The sequence below is a fragment of the Enterococcus sp. HMSC076E04 genome (assembly GCF_001814285.1).
Lineage (GTDB): Bacteria > Bacillota > Bacilli > Lactobacillales > Enterococcaceae > Enterococcus_B > Enterococcus_B lactis.
Genome location: NZ_KV815575.1, coordinates 101,060 through 119,256, shown reverse-complemented (window position 1 = coordinate 119,256; position 18,197 = coordinate 101,060). Strand labels below are relative to the sequence as shown.

The window sequence follows — 18,197 nt, the reverse complement described above, 5'->3', positions numbered from 1 at the left end:
TTTTTCTATTTACACAAAATATTTTACACTCTCAGTACCAAAGTACCTAAAGTGACAATTTTTTATTTCACTTTACTTTTCTCACTCATTTTTTTATCAACTATATTTTGGTCACTTTGGGTACTTTAGGTACTACATATTTTTATCATAAAACAAAAAAAGAATTCATATGTTATTTATCTACCTATTTGAAAAACAAAGACTCATAGAAAGTATGAAGGACTTTCTATGAGTCTCTATGTTAGCTCTTTTCTTATTGTAAGAATAATTGTGTAGAAATACATTAAACCTAAACAGATTTATAGATCATCAATCGTATACTCTGAATACCCCTCATAAAAATAACTTACATCAATTCCTTTCATAAATAGTTGACGATCATGGATTCGTTCTGTTAGTGCTTGAGAAAGTAAATGACTAATTTCTAAATCGTTGATTGGACTACGTTCCATAGCAGATAAATAGTCTTCCTTATCTACTAAATTCCAATCAATTACCTTTTGCAGTTCTTTCTTTAACATAAGATCCAACCAAATCCGCATACTTCTACCATTTCCTTCTCGAAAAGGATGGGCAATATTCATTTCAACATATTTCTCAATAATTTCTTTGTACGTACTTTGAGGCATTTTATCAATATACTGTAAAGAAGTTTCTAAGTACATTAATGGGGCAAAACGAAAATTCCCCTTCGCCAAATTCACTGTTCGAATTTCTCCTGCAAAATTATAAATATCTGAAAACAAATAAAAATGAATCGTTGCTAAGCCCTTAAATGTTCCAACCTCTATTTCATTTATTTTTCCACTATCATATAAATGTTTTGCTTTTTGTTTACTTATTCGTTCCTCTGCCTTCGCAAGAGCTATTTGATTGGTTATTCCTAATTTATTTTCCAATACCAAGAGAATCACCTCATTCATATATTAAGTCACTAAATCATTGACACTCAAATTCTTTCTACAGTACATAAACTCATAAACTCTATTTTCTAAAATATTCTCTTGAATACTTTCTTAACTATTTTATTATATCAAAAAGTCAAGTAAAACAGGGAATCATAGAAAGTATGACAAACTTTCTATGATTCCTGCATTAATTCTGTTTTATATACTTTAGTGAAACAAATAGACAAAAACAAGCCTTTCTTAGTACCAAAGTACCTAAAGTGACAATTTTTTATCTCATTTTACTTTTCTTACTCATTTTTTATCAACTATCTTTTGGTCACTTTGGGTACTTCTAGTACTGTATTGGTTTTCAATTAAATATCTCATTCAAAAGAATGCTTGTGCTCTTTCAATTATCGTTCCTATTATTTTTATGTATATTAGTTAAAAAGTCATTTAATACATTCTTTCTCCCTCTTTATAGATAAAACTGATTCTTAAAAAGCTTATGGTGCTTTTTAAGAATCAGTTATTACTTGATGATGTATAACTCTAATTATTGAACCGTTTTAGAATGATTAATCATCCTAAAAGATCCGTCCATTTGTAACTCTTATTTCAAATTAGGGTATTTTTCTAATAGATTCGTTGTACTTTGTGCAAGTTGTGCATTCGTAGCATTACCTACAAAAGAATCAACAATTTCTTGATCTGGGATTGAATTTAAAATATCTTCATTAAGCCCTTGACTAGCATATAACCCTCTAATTGTTTCTGCTCTTTCATATAGATCAACACTATAAGCAGAAGGAGAATCCGAAGATACTATTGATTCTTCTGTAGTTGTTGCTTGTTGAGTAGATTCTTCTACTACTGGAGTTTGAGGAGTTTGTCCATTCACAATATCAATGAAACCTTGTTTTAACTGTTGGTTCTGAGTTTCATTGAAGTACATGTAGTTTTTATCATTGCCTTGATTTTGTTGCGTTAAATAAACTTTAGGTTGTCCATTTTGAAAGCCAAAGAAATATACATGCTGCCCTAAATATTCTCCAGTTTCTACATCAGAATAAACTGCTACTAAATTGAAATCTGCATGACCAGTTCCATCTTCTGACCATTGTACGGTAACTGGTGCTTCATTGATTGCCATTTTCCAATTTCCATCAATAACTGCACTTGGTAAAGGCGTACCATACAGACTTACATTGTTCTGAAGATTGTAGCTTTTATATTCTTGACCTAATGTCTTTCCCCATTGTGTGACAAAAGTTTCTAATTGGGAAGCTTTATTCGTATCCCACAAAGTATTCTTAACCTCTTCAGAAGAAGATTCAGTGATTGAACTTGCACTTGCTTCCACAGATTGCTTCATTTCTGTTGTAGTTTGTTCAGTTGATTGCGTTTTACTTTTTTTAGTCTCAATTGTTGTATCAGTTTCTATAGTCGCTTTAGTCCTCGTATTCTCAGATGTACAACCAGTGAATAAAATTCCCATTCCAATTAGTAATAACAGCCATTTTTTCATTATATTTCCCCCTTTCAATTTCTCCCCCACGTACTTATTCTATCAGTCAATTAATCTCAATGGTGTTCATTTAGTTAATCCTTTCCCAAGAATGTCGATAGCCAGCATGACAACGATCTCTTCCTTGAGGGCTTTCAGATGGATTAAAACTAGTAGAAATTTCCCTTCCACATCCTCTACAGCGATAAGTTCTCATTATTTTTGGGCTATTAGTATTATTTTTCTTAGTTAGAGCTATGAGTCCAACTATGATTACCCCAACTGTCTTAATTACTTTTCCTTTATCTATATTCGGATGCGCAAGCATATATTTATATAACCAATATCCACCGTAAATTAAACCACCTAATACAATCAGCTTAGCCATGTACTCGTCTCCTTTCTTTTTGTTTAATTACTTTTTGAATCCATCTTGCAGAGAAACCATAAACTTCTGTCAATTGACGGATATCTACAGTTTTTTCCTGTTCTATCATGTTTTCGATTCTTTTTCTAACTAACTCACGATCGTACATTTTCATTGGAAAAGAAATCTGTTGCCCTCGAAAAGCAAGATAAAATTGATAGAGCAATTCTGAATCCAGTTCCATTTCCTCAAAAAAGTCATTCATACTTTTATAAGAGTTACTCAAACAAGTTTCATCAATCTCCATCTACACACCCCCTGTTATTTTTTACATAATGAAAATAGCATATTACTGAGTACATTGATAATTCATATAACATGTATCATCACATGTATTTTTAAAGTCAAAAAGCATGTAAAACTACTTATAAGTAACATGAGAAAATAAAACGTTATTTTTCTTGAAATAATAATTGACTATCTGCCAATTGCCATTCATTACGAACATGAATACTTAGTGGGTGGGATAACTTACCTTCTGCATTTATCAATACTTTGGTCATCTTCTTTTGTTTCGCACTCAATGGATCGTAAATAGTCTTTGCTTGTTCATAAGCCACTTGACTCGTCGCTGTAATCGAACCACAAGCAAAAATAATGGTGTTAATTTTCTTTTCTGTAAAAACAGTCGTTAATATTTCCAAAGATTGTTCATCATTTCCTCGAAGAAATACCCGAGGACTTTTCGCTTTTGTGTACGAAAAAAGATTCACAGCAATAAAACCAGTAAATCCTAATTGTCGGATATTCTTTTCGATTAATAACATACTCAAATCATTCGTAAATGGTTCTGTATCTGTTGGACGAATAGTAATGACTACCGCTAATTTCTCTTCCGCTTCTTTTCCTTTGATCGCCCATTGTCGTTTGAAAACATAGCGATGGGTTTGATGAGGATCTCGCCAAACTTCTGTTTGTGTGGTCACTAATTCTTTTTCAATCATCTCTTTTTCTCCTATGCTAATTTTTGTTCAAGCAATTCAATCACCATTGCCGTTATAAGTGTCAATACTAGTTGAAAATATTTCATATTCTTTCTCCTTTTTTCTTCAGAATTTGATGAATCGCGGTAAGGATATCTTCTAAACATTTCGCAATCATTCTCAAATAATCGATCTTATTCATTCGTTCCTCCAATCTGACTCCAAACCAATCGTCCTTCTACCAGTAACCCACGAACAAATTCTCGCTGGCTGGTAATATCTGTAATGAAATAAACTACATAGTCTTTTCCATCTTCTGGTGCGCAATAAATATAAAGATGTGTCATTACTAAACGTGGTAGATGAACATCTTTAGGAAGCGTACCTATTTCAATTTCCTCTTTTTCCATCGTAACGGATTCATAGCCCCACTCTTCAGGAGTAGTGACTAGCTGTGCACACTTTTCCAGTACTTCGATAGCCGTTTCTAACAAGTCATTTCTCTCCTTTCTTTTAGATATTAGTTTTCTTCTGGTAATAACATCGTTTGATACTCACTCGAATCAATGACCCATATTTTTTGAGACACTGATTTCAAACGAAGCTTAGGTGAAATCAGATACTCTTTTCTTTCTTCCGGTTCTTCTTGACGATGAGCCAACTTTTGATTTCCTTTTTCCGTAGAAAATTCAAAAATTTGAAGATAGTCTAAAGGAAGTTGCTTTTGACTGTTTTGATCGATTAGATTCCAACATAAAGCCTGTAATTCCACTGGCAAACTGTCCATTACTCCCTTTGTAACATAACGTTGTCCTTTATTTTGAAACATTTCTTTTCCCTCCTTTGCCATAAAAAATAGCCCAATCTTTTTTATAGAAGATTGGGCTTCATGGATATAATATATATTTGATATTCAATTTGATTCATTTTATACTATTAAAAACAGACGGTACTAAAAATAGTTTATCGGAGGAATTCTTATATGTCTTGGATTAATGATATTTTTTCCATAAAAGCTATAAAAGATATTAACTATAGAAAAAAGCAAGATAAACAACGTGCTACAAATGATTTACAACTAACAATGTTAAGAAACAATATTGAAAGACATGAACTTGAAATAGATGAATATAGAAAAAAACAATTAGAACACGAAATAACTTATCGTTCTAAGGAATGGACTTTCCAAGATTATAATAATTTTTCTAGTTCTTATTTAAATGAAGCAAGAAGACTACTTGAAGATGGCGAAATAAGAAAACTAATACTTTTGATAAATGAATTATTTACTAGAAAAAGCATAGTAAATGGCACTTGGTATGCAGCAACAGCTATTACTGGTAACCAGAGTTATCTACACCCTGATATATTTAATATAAAAAAAGTATGCTATCATCTCCCCGTCTTTCCCAATGAATTTTCACCCAGTTTATCTAATGAAACTAGAACAAATTTAGAAAAATTAGGTTGGAATAAATTAGACTTTGAATATGTAAACAAAATACTAATTGATATTTTATGTGAAGTAACAGCATTATGTTCCATTGGTGAAGCGGAAAAATGGGATATGAATATATATATTAATGATCGTAGACGTGTTGCTGATTATTATGAATGTGAATCAACTCCAAGAATTCGAAGTATAAAAGAAATTACGAAAAAACATGTGGAATTTTTTGTATATTATGAAGAGTTTTTTTATTCTACTACAAATAAGTCCGTTTTCGATAAAGCTAGTGAGTATCTTAAAAATAATTGTCCTGTACAAATAATTTATGATATATATAAATATAATAATTTAAATGGAGGAGAATTTGAATTAACTATTGACTATAAAGATATTATAAATAATATAGTTGAATACGCTTTACCAATAATTCAAGAAAAAAAGAATTCGTGGAGTGAATGGATAGAAAAAATTCATCTTATGCAAATGAAATATGAAGGTCCTTGGAAGGGTTACGATCATATGAAAATTCTTGAAACTTTAACAAAGACATATTTCAATTTTAACATCTTCGATCTTCAGGCTGTCTCTCTCCACAAGGATGAAAATTTAAACTCTAAAATTAAACATAGACTAGAACATGAGAATTTAAGAAAACTGTTTCCTGAAGAAGTCTTCTTTATAGAATTGGAAAAAGCCTTTCTTATAGAATTTACTGATACGCACAAAATAAAAGAGGAATTCATAATATCTTTTGAGGAGTTAATAGAAACTTTAAAAAAAGAAGAAGAGGAAAAAGAACAAAAAATTCAGTTGGTAAAAAACGTGATACAAGTAATTCAATTAATTAAAACCATTGGTGCAAGCTAGTGGTTTCAGACTGTAGACAAAATACTGAGGTTTTTAGTGCTTTGCCTTTTTTATCCGTTAAAATAAGAGCATAAATTTTAGGTATATCCAGATGTCTCAAAACAAGATATGAATAAACGCGCACAAATTCTTTGCCATTAAAAATAGCCCAATCTTCTTTAAAGAAGATTGGGCTTCATGGATATAATATATAGTTAAATTTACATTTATTTCAGCTAACTACTACTACCGGAAATACCGTTGAAAATGAATATTATAATTAACGTTATTCTAGTTGTTAATGTAAGCAATTGCACTCCCACTACCAAATTTGATATCTGGCAAAGATCGTTTATATAAATTAAGTTCTCGCAAAGTATCTTCTCTATTCGATAATGCTTGAAATGCATAGCGTGTTCGGCCATTTTCAAATTTCTTCGATTCCGAATATTGAGAAGAAACTTTATACGCAGCAACAACCGCGTTGTCTGCTCCTGTATTAACAGCTATAACATAGCGAATTCGATGTATTTTATCGCGACCAATTACCCAGTTACCTAGCGTACGAGATTTTAAATTATCATCATCACGAAAACTGTCGTCAATCGGATATTCTTTTGACTCATCTTTACAAAGATTAAAAGCATCTCTCACTTTTACTGCTAAAATCAACTCATCTGTCGCTATTTCATTGATTGGCATCGGTTGGAATCCATATTGCTCTTCTATCTCTTCCACTAACATTGCCTTAGAACCATGCCCTTTTACTAAATTTGTCAAAGAAAGTCCTTGAATCAGTTGAGCATAATTGATTAACGTATTCTCACTGGCATAAGCCTCGCTCTCAGTTAAACCATAACTAAGTATGTAACTTAGTATTTGTAGATTCATTCTGTTTATTTCTTGGATGGTTTTTATTTTCAATGTTTTAGCTGTTTCATTTTCTTCAAGTAAATCTGATTTTCTTAACATACTCATTGCCGCTTGACGATGGGCAAAAATACGATTTCCTTTTCCTTTCCCAATGTAAAAAGTCTGGTTGTTTCTAGGATCGACCAAGCAATAAACATAGTAAAGATGCTTTTCGTCTTTTTGCAACTCAGCTAAAGTAGACGTAGAAAATTTTTTAAGTTCACTCATTTGATACTCCCCTGTTTTACTATTTTTTCCCTGTCTTTAAAAAATATCATTATTTATGATACGGAGCCCCCGCATTGATCCGGAAGGCACGGTAGATTTGCTCGACGAGGATCAGACGCATCAATTGATGTGGATACGTCATTTTGCCAAAAGAGATCTGAGCATTGCTTCTTTTCATGACGGCTTCGCTGAGTCCTAAAGAGCCGCCGATAACAAAAACAAGGTGGCTTTTTCCTTGGATACCTAATTGGTCGATTTGTTTAGCAAAAGATTCGCTTGTGGGATTTTTCCCTTCAATTACTAAGGCATAGACATATTCTTGTTCTTTGATTTTCGCTAAGATTCGTTCTCCTTCTTTTTCTTTTACTTGTCTCATTTGCGCTTCACTTAAATTCTCCGGGGCTTTTTCGTCAGGAACTTCGATCAATTCGATTTTTGCATAGGCATTCAGCCGTTTGACATACTCATTGATACCTTGGATCAAGTATTTTTCTTTTAATTTTCCTACTGAAATAATTTTGATATTCATGTTTTCTCTCCTTTGATCTTCACGCTCACTTTGTTTATTATAATCAATTTTTTCGTCTATATGTTTATTTTGGCTATTTTTGTTAAAAAGATTTCCCCAACAGTTATGCACAACATCCACAGGTTTATCCACAGAAAACAGTGTTATTTTACCTTATTTCATCACATTTATTAGGCAAACATACGTTTTATAAGAATTTATCCACTTTATGCACAGGCTGTGGATATGTTTTATCCCTTATTTTTCCAATCCTATTCGCGTAGTTTTACACAGTATCTGTGGAAAAAGAAAATCAAATATTTTCATCTGAAAACAATGATTTTTCCTAAAGTTTTTCATAAAAAGTTCACAGTCTCAAAGTAGACTAAAGTCAACAAATAAGACTATACTAAAAGTAGATAAATGAATGTAATTGGAGGAGGAACACATGGATAGAAAAAATGTGACACCAAAGATGAAAAAAAATAAAAATAATAGCCTCTGGCGTAAGTTGGGTCTGGGGCTTGTTGGAGGGATCGTTGGAGGACTACTGACAGCTGGCATTTTTTATGCAGCGATGGGCACTGGCAACAATAGTTCTACTGCTACAAGCGGCAATCAAAATTCAGCCGGTGAAACAGTTGTCGAAAATGTCAAAGTCAATGTAGATTCTGATATCACCAAAGCGGTAGATAAAGTTCAAGACGCTGTCGTTTCTGTTATCAACTTACAAAGTCAAAATCAATCAAGCGGTTTTGGCGGATTATTCGGGCAGCAAGAAGAAAGTAGCAGCTCAGATGATAGTAATTTGGAAGCTTATAGTGAAGGAAGCGGCGTAATCTATAAAAAAGACGGGAATACTGCTTATGTAGTCACAAACAACCACGTAGTAGATGGACAGCAAGGTTTGGAAGTCATGATGAAAGACGGGACGAAAGTAAAAGCTGAATTAGTTGGAACAGATGCTTATTCAGATTTAGCGGTGTTGAAGATCACTTCAGATAAAGTCGAAACGGTTGCCTCTTTTGGTGACTCAAGCGCTCTGAAGGTTGGTGAACCTGCGATTGCGATTGGTTCCCCATTAGGATCTGAATATGCGAATTCTGTCACTTCAGGAATCATTTCTTCTTTGAATCGACAAGTAACAAGTACGAATGAATCGAACGAAACAGTCAATATCAATGCGATCCAAACAGATGCAGCGATCAACCCGGGAAATTCTGGTGGTCCTTTAGTGAATATCGAAGGACAAGTTATCGGTATCAACTCAAGTAAGATCGCAAGTACTTCTGAATCGACTTCTAATGTAAGCGTAGAAGGAATGGGATTTGCTATTCCAAGTAACGATGTAGTGAATATCATCAATCAACTGGAAAAAGACGGAAAAGTGACACGTCCAGCTCTAGGTATCACAATGGTCGACTTATCTGCCGTTTCTACACAGCAACAAGAACAAATATTGAAGATTCCTTCATCTGTAACTAACGGTGTCATCGTGACAAATGTCCAAACAGCTACACCGGCTGAAAAAGCTGGATTGAAACAATATGATGTCATTACTAAGATTGATGACAAAGAAGTTTCTTCTGGCGTAGAACTTCAATCTGCTTTGTATAAGAAAAAAGTGGGAGATTCTGTCAAAATCACTTACTATGAAGGCTCGAAAGAAAAAACAACTACTGTTGAATTGACGATCGATCAATCGGCATTAAAACAAAATCAAAATAGTGAAAATTAATAAAAAAAGAGGTTGTGACAAAGACTTGTCACAACCTCTTTTTTAAATGGTGTTCTTCTGCCAACTTCTTGCGACTCAGAGTGAAACGGCAGGCTCACAACCTCTTTATTTTGGAAATGCTTCTCCGACTACGGCATCCTCAGGCAATACTAAGATTCCTTTTTTTGCTGGAGCATTTGGCAAATGCAATTCACGAGCGGAACAGATCATTCCATAGCTGTCTACCCCTCGCAAAGTTCCTGGCCAGATCATCATTCCATCCGGCATCATGGCTCCTGGTTTTGCAACGACAACTTTTTGTCCAGCTTCGATATTTGGTGCACCGCAAACGATTTGCAATACTGTCCCATTGTCTACTTCTGTCTCAGTAATCGATAAATGGTCAGAGTCAGGATGCGGGACGCATGTTTTGACATAACCGACAACGATCTTCGGTTCATGATCAGCTTCAAGCTGTTCTTCGAATCCTGCTTCTTTGATTAATCGATTCAATTTCGCTAATTCTTCATCTGTTAAGCTTACTTGGCCGTTCCCTTCGATTGTTAGATGATCGGAGATATGGAAAAAGTTCCAAGCAACAACTTGACCTTGTTCATCTTTGATCCGAGCAACATTCCATTTACGTTCAACAGTGTTTTCTGTTCCTTTATCGTCGGCTATGATAACCATCAAAGTGTCTCCGACGTGTGCTTTGTTATAAGCAAAAATCATGTTCTTTCCTCCATTATCCTTTGCTGAGATTTATCTTAACAAAAAATTGCATTCACTGCATGAGATTTTTTTCATGCTTTATTTCCGAAGAAGCTTCTTCTGGAACACCATTTATTCGTAACAAGGGACTGTGACAAGACTTTTGTCACAGTCCCTTTACTGTTTTAGTGAATTGATTAAAAAGATTATACAAGTTCCACTTGCTTAATTACTTGGTTGTTCTTCTTCGTCAGAAACGATCAAGACATCACAAGGTGAATGACGTATAACGTAGCTGGCTACACTTCCTGTCATAAAGCGTTCGACTGCATTTAGTCCAGACTGCCCAACCATGATTAGATCGATTGCATATTTTTTTGGCAATTTGACTGCCATGGATTCACGAACAGAGCCGTAGGCAATAATTCCTTCTATATTTGTGTAATCAACAGATTTTCCATATTCTTTACATTCTTCGATCATTTGCTTGGCTGTTTCAGTTTGCTGATCGACTAGATTTTGATCAATAGGAGCATAGCCCATAAAGTTATAAAATTGCTGATCGATTACGTTTGCTACATATACTTTCCCATTATTACGGCGAGCCACTTCTACCGCTTTTTTGAAAGCAGCAAGTGCTTGTTCACTACCGTCGATACCTACTAAAATGTTCTTATATTCTTGATTCATCTTGACCCCTCCTAACAGATGTCAGCCTTTTATTACACTTTCTAGGAACGATTCGATTTCCTGTTTTGTTTTACGATCTTTATTCACTAGACGACCTAATTCTTTTCCGTCTTGGATCACGACAAAACTTGGGATACCAAAAATGTTCCATTCAGCGGCTACATCTATGTACTTGTCACGGTCTACTTCAATAAATTGCCAATCAGAAAAGTCATTTTCGATTTCAGGCATTTGCGGTTTGATAAAACGGCAGTCTCCGCACCAGCCGGCAGTAAAGAAAAATACACTCTTTCCAGTTTCTACGTAGCCTGCTAATTCTTCTAAACTATTTGGGATAATCATTCTTTTTCCTCTACTTTCTCTTTATGTATTTTTCAATTAAATTATACACCTTTCTTACGAACTAACAAACATTGATCCTCTTTTTATAAAAAAAATCTGACAAAAGGTTGCTTTTGCCAGATTTTATAGTTTTACTATCGCGTTATTTTCCGTATACGATCGTGTTCACTGTTGATTTATCCAAACCTTTCAGTGTTTGAATCAACATTTCTCGTGCAGCTTCAAAATCGCGAATACTGAACATCGTTTGATGCGTATGGATATAACGTCCCACTACGCCAATCACTGTACTTGGGATTCCTTCATTTTGTGTATGAGCAGCACCTGCATCTGTACCGCCTTTTGAAACAAAGTATTGATAAGGGATATTGTTTGTTTCAGCAATATCCAGCAAGTACTCACGCAAACGAGGAAGCATGATCAAACCTGGATCTTGGATACGCATCAATGTACCTTCTCCTAAATGTCCGAATGTGCCATTTTTCGTCACTGTGTCATCTGCTGCAGAGCAGTCTACTGCAAAGAACAGATCTGGCTTGAATTTATTGACAGAAGCTTTAGAACCACGTAAGCCTACTTCTTCTTGGACATTCGCGCCTGCAATCAATGTATGACCTAATGTTTCATTTTGTAACGCTTCTAAAGCTTCTAATACCATTGTACAGCCATAGCGGTTGTCCCACGATTTGCTGATGATATTCTTTCCGTTGGCTGTTTTGATCGTTTCAGCATAAGGCACAATTGTGTCTCCTGGAAGGACACCGTAACTCATTGCCTCTTCTCTTGATTCAAACCCAGCATCGAACAAAATATCTGTTACTTCTACTGATTTTTGTCCGCTTGTTCCTCGCAATAAATGTGGGGGAACGGAAGAAGAAATACATGGATAATTCTTACCAGTAGAGGTTTTAAGTGTAAAACGTTGAGCAGAAACAACGTAAGGGTTCCAGCCGCCTAGAGGGACGACTTTGAAAAGCCCGTTTTCTTGGATTTGTGTCAGCATGAATCCGACTTCATCCATATGTGCTGCGACCATTACACGAGGTGCATCCGCTTCTTCATGGTGGCGCAGTCCAAAAATGCCGCCCAAACCATCTAACTGTAACTCATCTACCAGCGGTTCCATATGACTTTCCATATAGGCTCGAACGTCTTGTTCAAAACCGCTTGTTCCTTGTAATTCTGTTAACTCTTTGATTCGTTGAAATGTTTTTTCTTCCATATGCTATTCGTCTAAATTTCAGACTAAACTCCTCTCAGACTTATATTGATCTGCGGATAAAATATGATTTTTTCTGCAGACCGATTGTATTTATTATAGCTTATTTTTTCTGGTAGCGGTTATTTATTTCAAAGAAAATATGAGAGTGTGGTAAAATAAGCACAAGGAGTAGCAAGTGAGAAGAAGGAGGTATATCCACATGTATGAAGAAAGCGAATTAAGCTATTTTAAAGGCGGGTTAGCCGTTGGGATCGGTCTAGGATTATTGAGCGGGGTAGCTTCAACGATTTGGTATCATCGCAAAAAAGTGTTATCAGCAGACCAAGTGCTTGAAAATATCAAAACATCTTTTTTAAAAGAAGGCGCAATCGAAGGTTCTTGGATCTCTTTTGAAAAAGAACCTATTAGAAAATTCGCCGTTCGGTCGAGTGCTTATCGAGGTGGGCTTTCTCGGATAGAAGATGGCGAAACTGTTTATTATGAATTTTTAGCAGATGCTCATACAGGAACCGTATTAGACATTTCAAGAAAAAAGGGCGCAATAGATTAATACGTCAAAAAAATGAAATAACGAATACGCACCCACTATCTAAAAGAGAGGTCTCCTATCCTTCTTTTATAGTGGGTGGTTTTTTAGACAGGTCTTTCTAAACACATATTCCAGTATTTTCTTTTTAAATAAATGATATTTAGCGGGAAAAACTAGCATTTACTTTGATTATGAGGTATTTTTAATTCAGCTTTTGTTTTCTATAGTTAAGGAGAGTGAAAAATGGAACAACAAGAAAAAATTGCTGTTCTGATTCCTTGTTACAATGAGGAAGCAACAATTTCAACAGTCATTGCAGACTTTAAACGAGAATTACCAGAAGCAGATATTTATGTCTATGATAATAATTCGACCGATCGAACATACGAATTGGCCGTTCAAGGTGGAGCAATCGTAAAGAAAGAACCACGTCAAGGAAAAGGGAATGTGATCCGTCAAATGTTCTTTGATATTGATGCCGATTATTATTTGATGGTAGATGGCGATGACACTTATCCCGCCGAAGCTGTACATGGTTTGCTTGAGAAATTACGTTCTGGCGAAGCAGATATGGTCATTGGCGATCGTCTATCAAATGGAACCTACTTTGATGAGAATAAGCGTCCTTTCCATGATTTTGGAAATAACCTTGTTAGAAATACAATTACTAGAATGTATAAAACAAAAATTCTTGATGTCATGACCGGCTATCGAGGATTCAATCGAATTTTTGTCAAAAGCTTCCCTATTATGAGTTCTGGTTTTCAAATCGAAACGGAATTGACGATCCATGCTCTAGATAAAAAATTCAAGTTCGTTGAGATCCCAATCGAATATCGGGACCGACCAGAAGGCAGCGTATCAAAATTGAATACATTCTCTGACGGATTCAAAGTGATCATGATGATCATCAAAATGTGCAAAGATTATAAACCTTTGCTTTTCTTTGGGATCTGGACCATCTTCTTCTTTTTATTTGGATTGGTCACGGGGATTCCTGTGATTCGTGAATATATGTTGACAAGCTTCATTACACGCATCCCTTCTGCGATTTTAAGTACTGGATTGATGACTTTAGCCCTTCTTTCATTAGTAACAGGACTGATTTTGGATACGGTCGTCACGAACGCAAAGAAAGAGTACGAGTTGAATCTATATCATGTGTATCATGAATACCATAGTAGAAAATAAAAAAAGGATCAAGGATGCAAAGATAATTTGCAATTCTTGATCCTTTTTTAATTAATTATTTCGCCAAACGATAGATGGCATCTGCATAGATTGCTGTTGCTCTGAACAAGTCATCAAGACTCATAAATTCGTTTGCTTGGTGCATTGTATCAGTATATCCTGGGAACATCGCTCCATAAGCAACGCCACGTTTCAACAAACGTCCGTAAGTTCCGCCACCGATGATTTGTTCGTAGCCTTTTTCTCCAGTGTGGTCTTCATAGACTTGCAATAATGTAGCCACCAATGGATCATCCATTGGTACGTAATGTGGTTCCATTACGCGAGCACCTCGAGTAACTGTTGCGCCTTCTTGGCCCACTGTTTGTTCGATGTCACTTTGCAATCCGTCTACTGTTACACCTTTTGGAAAACGGAAATTCATATTGATGAAGTTCGCTTCCTCTGTACCATTCTCTTCAAAAGCAAACAGTCCAGCATTCATTGTCAATTTGCCCATTTTTTCATCTTCATAAGCGACTCCTAGTTTTTCTCCATAGAAATCTTCATGGACATAAGCAGCTGCTACATGGATAAATTGTTTAGCAGATCCTAAGAATTCATAGTTGTCTAAGAACAATGCCAAGAAAGAACCTGCATTGATACCAGATTGTGGGCTTGCACCATGTGCACCTTTACCAACTAATTCGATTTTTACATACGTATTGTCTGCTTCAATCGTTCCGCTTACTGGATTGGCTTCGATGAATTGGTAAAATGCTTCTTCCATCGCGATAGCTGCATCTGCACTTGGTACTTGAAGTGCTGCAGTTGCTGTTCCTGGCACCATGTTTTCGCGAAGTCCGGAAACAAAAGATTTCAATACATAATCTCCTGCATTGTCGCCTTTGAATCGTAAAGCTAAAGAAACATTTCCTTTTTCACCATTGATGATTGGAAATTCAGCATCTGGCGAGAAACCAAAATCTGGTTCTTCTTCATGTTCGAAATAATAAGCCATATCGCCCCAGCCGCTTTCTTCATCACTACCGACTACGAAACGCACTTTTTTCGATAGTTTCAAGTCAAGTTCTTTAATGATTTTCATCGCATAGTAAGCTGCCATACTTGGGCCTTTGTCATCACTTGATCCGCGTGCAAAGATCTTTCCATCCTTGATCACTGGTTCATAAGGATCTGTGTCCCAGCCATCTCCTGCAGGAACGACATCCATGTGTCCAAATATCCCTAGTGTTTCGTCTCCTTCGCCAAGATCAATATGCCCTGCATAGTTATCGACATTTTTTACTTTAAATCCATCACGTTCACCATAAGCTAACATATGTTTCAATGCGTCGCGAGGTCCAGGTCCAAATGGTGCATCTGGTGTTACTTTTGAGTCGTCTCGCTCGCTGTTGACACGTAAAAGATTTTTCAAGTCTTCAAGCAAGTCTTCTTTACGTGCTTCTACTTCTTTTTGCCAATCAATTGTCATAAAGTTAATCCTCCACTTATTTAAGTCTTCGTGTTCATGATACCACAAATTACAGAAAAAAATAGTTCAAAAAATCTGACAATTCCTTTTCTTATCTGTTTTTCTCTAAAAAAAATATACGTTATAATGAGTAAAAGGAGGTTTTTTGATGCTGATAGACAAACAACTAGTGAAAAGAGTCATCACACCTCGTCCAAAAATTTCACATAAAGGAACATTTGGACGTGTCGTTTTGATTGGCGGCAATGAACAATACGGCGGAGCAATCATCATGAGTGCTTTAGCTGCCGTACACAGTGGAGCGGGTCTCACGACAGTAGTAACGGATGAAAAAAATCGGAGTGCCCTTCACAGTCATCTGCCAGAAGCAATGATCGTAGATTGGACGGATACTGACCAGTTTCTTTCCGTGATAAAGCAAGCAGATGTACTCTTGATTGGTCCCGGATTGGGCACTTCTTCCAAGAGTTTGGAACGTTTCAAACAAGTACTAGATAACCAATCAAAAGAACAATGGCTGGTGATCGATGGCTCTGCTTTAAGTTTACTGGCTGCTAACCATCTTTCGCTACCCTATCCCGAACAAACAGTACTTACACCTCATCAAATGGAGTGGCAACGGTTGAGTGCTCTACCGATACAGGAACAGCGAGATGAAGAAAACAAAAAGAAGCAACAGGAAATCGGTGCTGCGGTCGTTTTGAAAAGTCATGAGACAAAAATTTATGGTCACCAACACTTCTACACCAATCCTTTAGGTTCAGCTGCTATGGCAACAGGCGGCATGGGTGACACTTTAGCAGGAATGATCACAGGATTCTTCGCCCAATTCCCTCAAAATGACCAAACGATTGCGGCAGCTGTTTATCTTCATAGTTTCATCGGAGACCAGCTAGCAAAAGAACAATATGTCGTTTTGCCGACACAGATCAGCGAAGCACTTCCGAAGTGGATGAATTATTTTTGTAAAAAATCAATGGAAAACGAGGCATGAATCATGGAGAAATTTACAGGTTATGTACGAGAACCTTTTTATTATGAAACAGATCAAATGGGGATTATTCATCACAGCAATTATATCCGCTGGTTTGAAGAGGCTCGGGTAGCCTTATTGGTACATCTAGGGTTTCCCTATAAAAAAATCGAAGAATCTGGGATCATTATCCCCGTTCTGGAAGTAAATTGCAGCTATAAAGAAATGATCCATTACGGAGAAAAAGTGAGCATCCATCCAACTATCCAAAAATATACGGGGACACGTTTGGATTTTAGCTACGAAATTGTGGGAACTGAAGACAAAAAATTAAAAACTATTGGTAGCAGTAAACACTGTTTCTTACTTTCTGATTCGCAACGATTAGTGAAGCTGAGCAAAGTCAATTCGGAGCTAGATCAGTTATTCCAAGCGTACGCTTCTCTGGATAATGCTATTTCTTAATAAAAACCGTCTAAGCATTTTTCTTGTATTGTGTTGAGTAGTTCGTATAATGAAAAGAAAAAAGCAGGTGATCCCCATGTATGTCGTTAAAGTAATGCACGGTTACATCGATAAAACTGGCTGCCGCACTCGGGAAAAAAACTTAGACAATCTGCTCATTTTCAAAGACAAAAAAGAATCCGAAGCTTTTGCTAAAAGAATCGGCGGTCGTGTCAAACCGATCCAAGAGGTACGACCAGATTGATTCAGTATTTTCTTTTCGAGGCTCTAATAGGCATGCCTATCAGGGCTTTTTTTCAAGAATACGTCTTTGCATCCACACGTTTTGTAAGCGATTTATGTTATAATAGATTATACTTACACAGAAAGGAAGTTTTAATGGGTATCAATAATTTACAGCAGCAAGCTTATGAATCTATCCGTAAACAGATCATTTATTCCGAGTTAGCACCTGGAAGTAAAATCTCCGATAAAGTGTTAGAAGAACAACTAGCTATCGGGCGCACACCGATTCGGGAAGCACTGATCCAGCTTCGTAATCAGGAGCTTGTAAAAACCATTCCACAGTCCGGCACCTATGTTTCAAAAATCGATATCCGATCTGCTTCATTAGCCCGTTATACGCGGGAAAAGCTGGAAAAACCGATCCTGCAAGAATGTAGTGCGAAAATGACAGCGCAAGATCAAGCTAAACTAGAAAAAATATTAGAACAAACCGATCAGGCAGTGATCGCTCAAAATAAAAAAGCTTTTTTTGATTTGGATACTGATTTCCACCGAACTTGTTATGAAATTGCAGGAAAACGAGAGATTTGGGACTGGCTGGAAAGTTATAGTACGCACTTGAACCGTTTCAGATGGTTGCGTTTGACGATTTCAGAATTAGATTGGGGTCGAGTATTGGATGAACATCAGACAATGCTTCAATCAATGATTGATCATAACTTTGATGAAGTCGGGTTTCTTTGTACGATGCATTTACATATGATTATCGAAGAGCAAGAATACGTGATTCATAATTACCCCGATTATTTTGAAGATATTCAGGAAAGACCCATTAAATAAAGGGACTGTGACAAAAATCGTGTCACAGTCCCTTTCAGTGTTCTCCTGCCAACTCCTCGTATTAGCTCAAAAAACGGCAAAATATGAGGAGCTATTTTTGTTTGGCTGTTCTTATGACTTGATGCAG

Annotated in this window: 22 protein-coding genes; 8 read left to right on the top strand and 14 right to left on the bottom strand. The window is 36.0% G+C overall.

The window, feature by feature from the left end:
- Nucleotides 1–299: 299 nt before the first annotated feature.
- The 7 genes from fic to HMPREF2961_RS02770 form a co-directional block, all read right to left on the bottom strand.
- Complete coding sequence (gene fic / locus HMPREF2961_RS02800) at nucleotides 300–905, bottom strand: protein adenylyltransferase Fic (RefSeq protein ID WP_070703923.1); 606 nt, start codon at nucleotides 903–905, stop codon at nucleotides 300–302.
- A 598-nt stretch (nucleotides 906–1,503) separates the two neighbouring features.
- Entirely contained in the window at nucleotides 1,504–2,418 is a 915-nt protein-coding gene (locus HMPREF2961_RS02795; protein ID WP_083314200.1) for a DUF4767 domain-containing protein, read from the bottom strand.
- Nucleotides 2,419–2,488: 70 nt separating this feature from the next.
- Complete coding sequence (locus tag HMPREF2961_RS02790; protein ID WP_002312617.1) at nucleotides 2,489–2,785, bottom strand: hypothetical protein; 297 nt, start codon at nucleotides 2,783–2,785, stop codon at nucleotides 2,489–2,491.
- Nucleotides 2,778–3,071 (bottom strand): Mor transcription activator family protein, encoded by a 294-nt coding sequence (locus HMPREF2961_RS02785; protein ID WP_002296258.1) that lies wholly within the window; start codon nucleotides 3,069–3,071, stop codon nucleotides 2,778–2,780. Before HMPREF2961_RS02785 ends, HMPREF2961_RS02790 begins: the two co-directional genes overlap by 8 nt.
- 145 nt (nucleotides 3,072–3,216) lie before the next feature.
- Nucleotides 3,217–3,768: a DUF1643 domain-containing protein gene (locus HMPREF2961_RS02780; RefSeq protein WP_070703921.1), complete on the bottom strand. Its 552-nt coding sequence runs from the start codon at nucleotides 3,766–3,768 to the stop codon at nucleotides 3,217–3,219.
- 173 nt (nucleotides 3,769–3,941) lie between these two features.
- Nucleotides 3,942–4,241 (bottom strand): 4'-phosphopantetheinyl transferase, encoded by a 300-nt coding sequence (locus HMPREF2961_RS02775; RefSeq protein ID WP_070703919.1) that lies wholly within the window; start codon nucleotides 4,239–4,241, stop codon nucleotides 3,942–3,944.
- Between the two features lie 26 nt (nucleotides 4,242–4,267).
- Nucleotides 4,268–4,576 (bottom strand): DUF960 domain-containing protein, encoded by a 309-nt coding sequence (locus HMPREF2961_RS02770; RefSeq protein WP_083314201.1) that lies wholly within the window; start codon nucleotides 4,574–4,576, stop codon nucleotides 4,268–4,270.
- 153 nt (nucleotides 4,577–4,729) lie between these two features.
- Between HMPREF2961_RS02770 and HMPREF2961_RS15625 the strand changes: the two genes are divergently transcribed.
- Nucleotides 4,730–6,064: a hypothetical protein gene (locus HMPREF2961_RS15625; RefSeq protein ID WP_237539400.1), complete on the top strand. Its 1,335-nt coding sequence runs from the start codon at nucleotides 4,730–4,732 to the stop codon at nucleotides 6,062–6,064.
- A gap of 270 nt (nucleotides 6,065–6,334) precedes the next feature.
- Here the strand turns inward: HMPREF2961_RS15625 and HMPREF2961_RS02760 are convergent, their stop codons facing one another.
- Nucleotides 6,335–7,183 carry an LEM-3-like GIY-YIG domain-containing protein gene (locus tag HMPREF2961_RS02760; protein WP_002331982.1) on the bottom strand — a complete coding sequence of 283 codons (849 nt, stop codon included), beginning with the start codon at nucleotides 7,181–7,183 and terminating at the stop codon, nucleotides 6,335–6,337.
- 49 nt (nucleotides 7,184–7,232) lie between these two features.
- Complete coding sequence (gene rlmH, locus HMPREF2961_RS02755) at nucleotides 7,233–7,712, bottom strand: 23S rRNA (pseudouridine(1915)-N(3))-methyltransferase RlmH (protein WP_002315620.1); 480 nt, start codon at nucleotides 7,710–7,712, stop codon at nucleotides 7,233–7,235.
- Between the two features lie 427 nt (nucleotides 7,713–8,139).
- Between rlmH and HMPREF2961_RS02750 the strand changes: the two genes are divergently transcribed.
- The gene (locus tag HMPREF2961_RS02750; protein ID WP_070703917.1) at nucleotides 8,140–9,429 is read left to right on the top strand and encodes a S1C family serine protease; all 1,290 of its coding nucleotides are present in this window, start codon (nucleotides 8,140–8,142) and stop codon (nucleotides 9,427–9,429) included.
- A 105-nt stretch (nucleotides 9,430–9,534) separates the two neighbouring features.
- Here HMPREF2961_RS02750 and ytpR read toward each other — a convergent pair whose 3' ends face one another.
- From ytpR to pepA, 4 genes are all read right to left on the bottom strand, one after another.
- Nucleotides 9,535–10,140 (bottom strand): YtpR family tRNA-binding protein, encoded by a 606-nt coding sequence (gene ytpR / locus HMPREF2961_RS02745; RefSeq protein ID WP_002294153.1) that lies wholly within the window; start codon nucleotides 10,138–10,140, stop codon nucleotides 9,535–9,537.
- Between the two features lie 204 nt (nucleotides 10,141–10,344).
- Nucleotides 10,345–10,809 carry a universal stress protein gene (locus HMPREF2961_RS02740; protein WP_002292633.1) on the bottom strand — a complete coding sequence of 155 codons (465 nt, stop codon included), beginning with the start codon at nucleotides 10,807–10,809 and terminating at the stop codon, nucleotides 10,345–10,347.
- A 21-nt stretch (nucleotides 10,810–10,830) separates the two neighbouring features.
- Nucleotides 10,831–11,151, bottom strand: coding sequence for a thioredoxin family protein (locus tag HMPREF2961_RS02735; protein WP_002292632.1), 321 nt, complete (start codon nucleotides 11,149–11,151; stop codon nucleotides 10,831–10,833).
- A gap of 142 nt (nucleotides 11,152–11,293) precedes the next feature.
- Nucleotides 11,294–12,373, bottom strand: coding sequence for a glutamyl aminopeptidase (gene pepA, locus HMPREF2961_RS02730; protein ID WP_002294156.1), 1,080 nt, complete (start codon nucleotides 12,371–12,373; stop codon nucleotides 11,294–11,296).
- A 199-nt stretch (nucleotides 12,374–12,572) separates the two neighbouring features.
- On the opposite strand from pepA, the gene HMPREF2961_RS02725 reads away from it, so the two are divergent.
- A complete protein-coding gene (locus HMPREF2961_RS02725) occupies nucleotides 12,573–12,923 on the top strand; it encodes a PepSY domain-containing protein (protein ID WP_002292629.1) in 351 nt (116 codons plus the stop codon).
- Between the two features lie 222 nt (nucleotides 12,924–13,145).
- Entirely contained in the window at nucleotides 13,146–14,093 is a 948-nt protein-coding gene (locus tag HMPREF2961_RS02720) for a glycosyltransferase family 2 protein (protein WP_002315618.1), read from the top strand.
- A 55-nt stretch (nucleotides 14,094–14,148) separates the two neighbouring features.
- Here the strand turns inward: HMPREF2961_RS02720 and pepV are convergent, their stop codons facing one another.
- Nucleotides 14,149–15,567 carry a dipeptidase PepV gene (gene pepV / locus HMPREF2961_RS02715; RefSeq protein ID WP_002294157.1) on the bottom strand — a complete coding sequence of 473 codons (1,419 nt, stop codon included), beginning with the start codon at nucleotides 15,565–15,567 and terminating at the stop codon, nucleotides 14,149–14,151.
- A gap of 148 nt (nucleotides 15,568–15,715) precedes the next feature.
- On the opposite strand from pepV, the gene HMPREF2961_RS02710 reads away from it, so the two are divergent.
- The 4 genes from HMPREF2961_RS02710 (at nucleotide 15,716) to HMPREF2961_RS02695 (ending at nucleotide 18,070) form a co-directional block, all read left to right on the top strand.
- Nucleotides 15,716–16,561 carry an NAD(P)H-hydrate dehydratase gene (locus tag HMPREF2961_RS02710; RefSeq protein ID WP_002315616.1) on the top strand — a complete coding sequence of 282 codons (846 nt, stop codon included), beginning with the start codon at nucleotides 15,716–15,718 and terminating at the stop codon, nucleotides 16,559–16,561.
- A gap of 3 nt (nucleotides 16,562–16,564) precedes the next feature.
- A complete protein-coding gene (locus HMPREF2961_RS02705; protein ID WP_002309714.1) occupies nucleotides 16,565–17,005 on the top strand; it encodes an acyl-CoA thioesterase in 441 nt (146 codons plus the stop codon).
- Nucleotides 17,006–17,081: 76 nt separating this feature from the next.
- Nucleotides 17,082–17,249, top strand: coding sequence for a hypothetical protein (locus HMPREF2961_RS15315; protein WP_002292624.1), 168 nt, complete (start codon nucleotides 17,082–17,084; stop codon nucleotides 17,247–17,249).
- Nucleotides 17,250–17,383: 134 nt separating this feature from the next.
- Nucleotides 17,384–18,070, top strand: coding sequence for a GntR family transcriptional regulator (locus HMPREF2961_RS02695; protein WP_002312480.1), 687 nt, complete (start codon nucleotides 17,384–17,386; stop codon nucleotides 18,068–18,070).
- The last annotated feature ends 127 nt before the right edge of the window (nucleotides 18,071–18,197 follow it).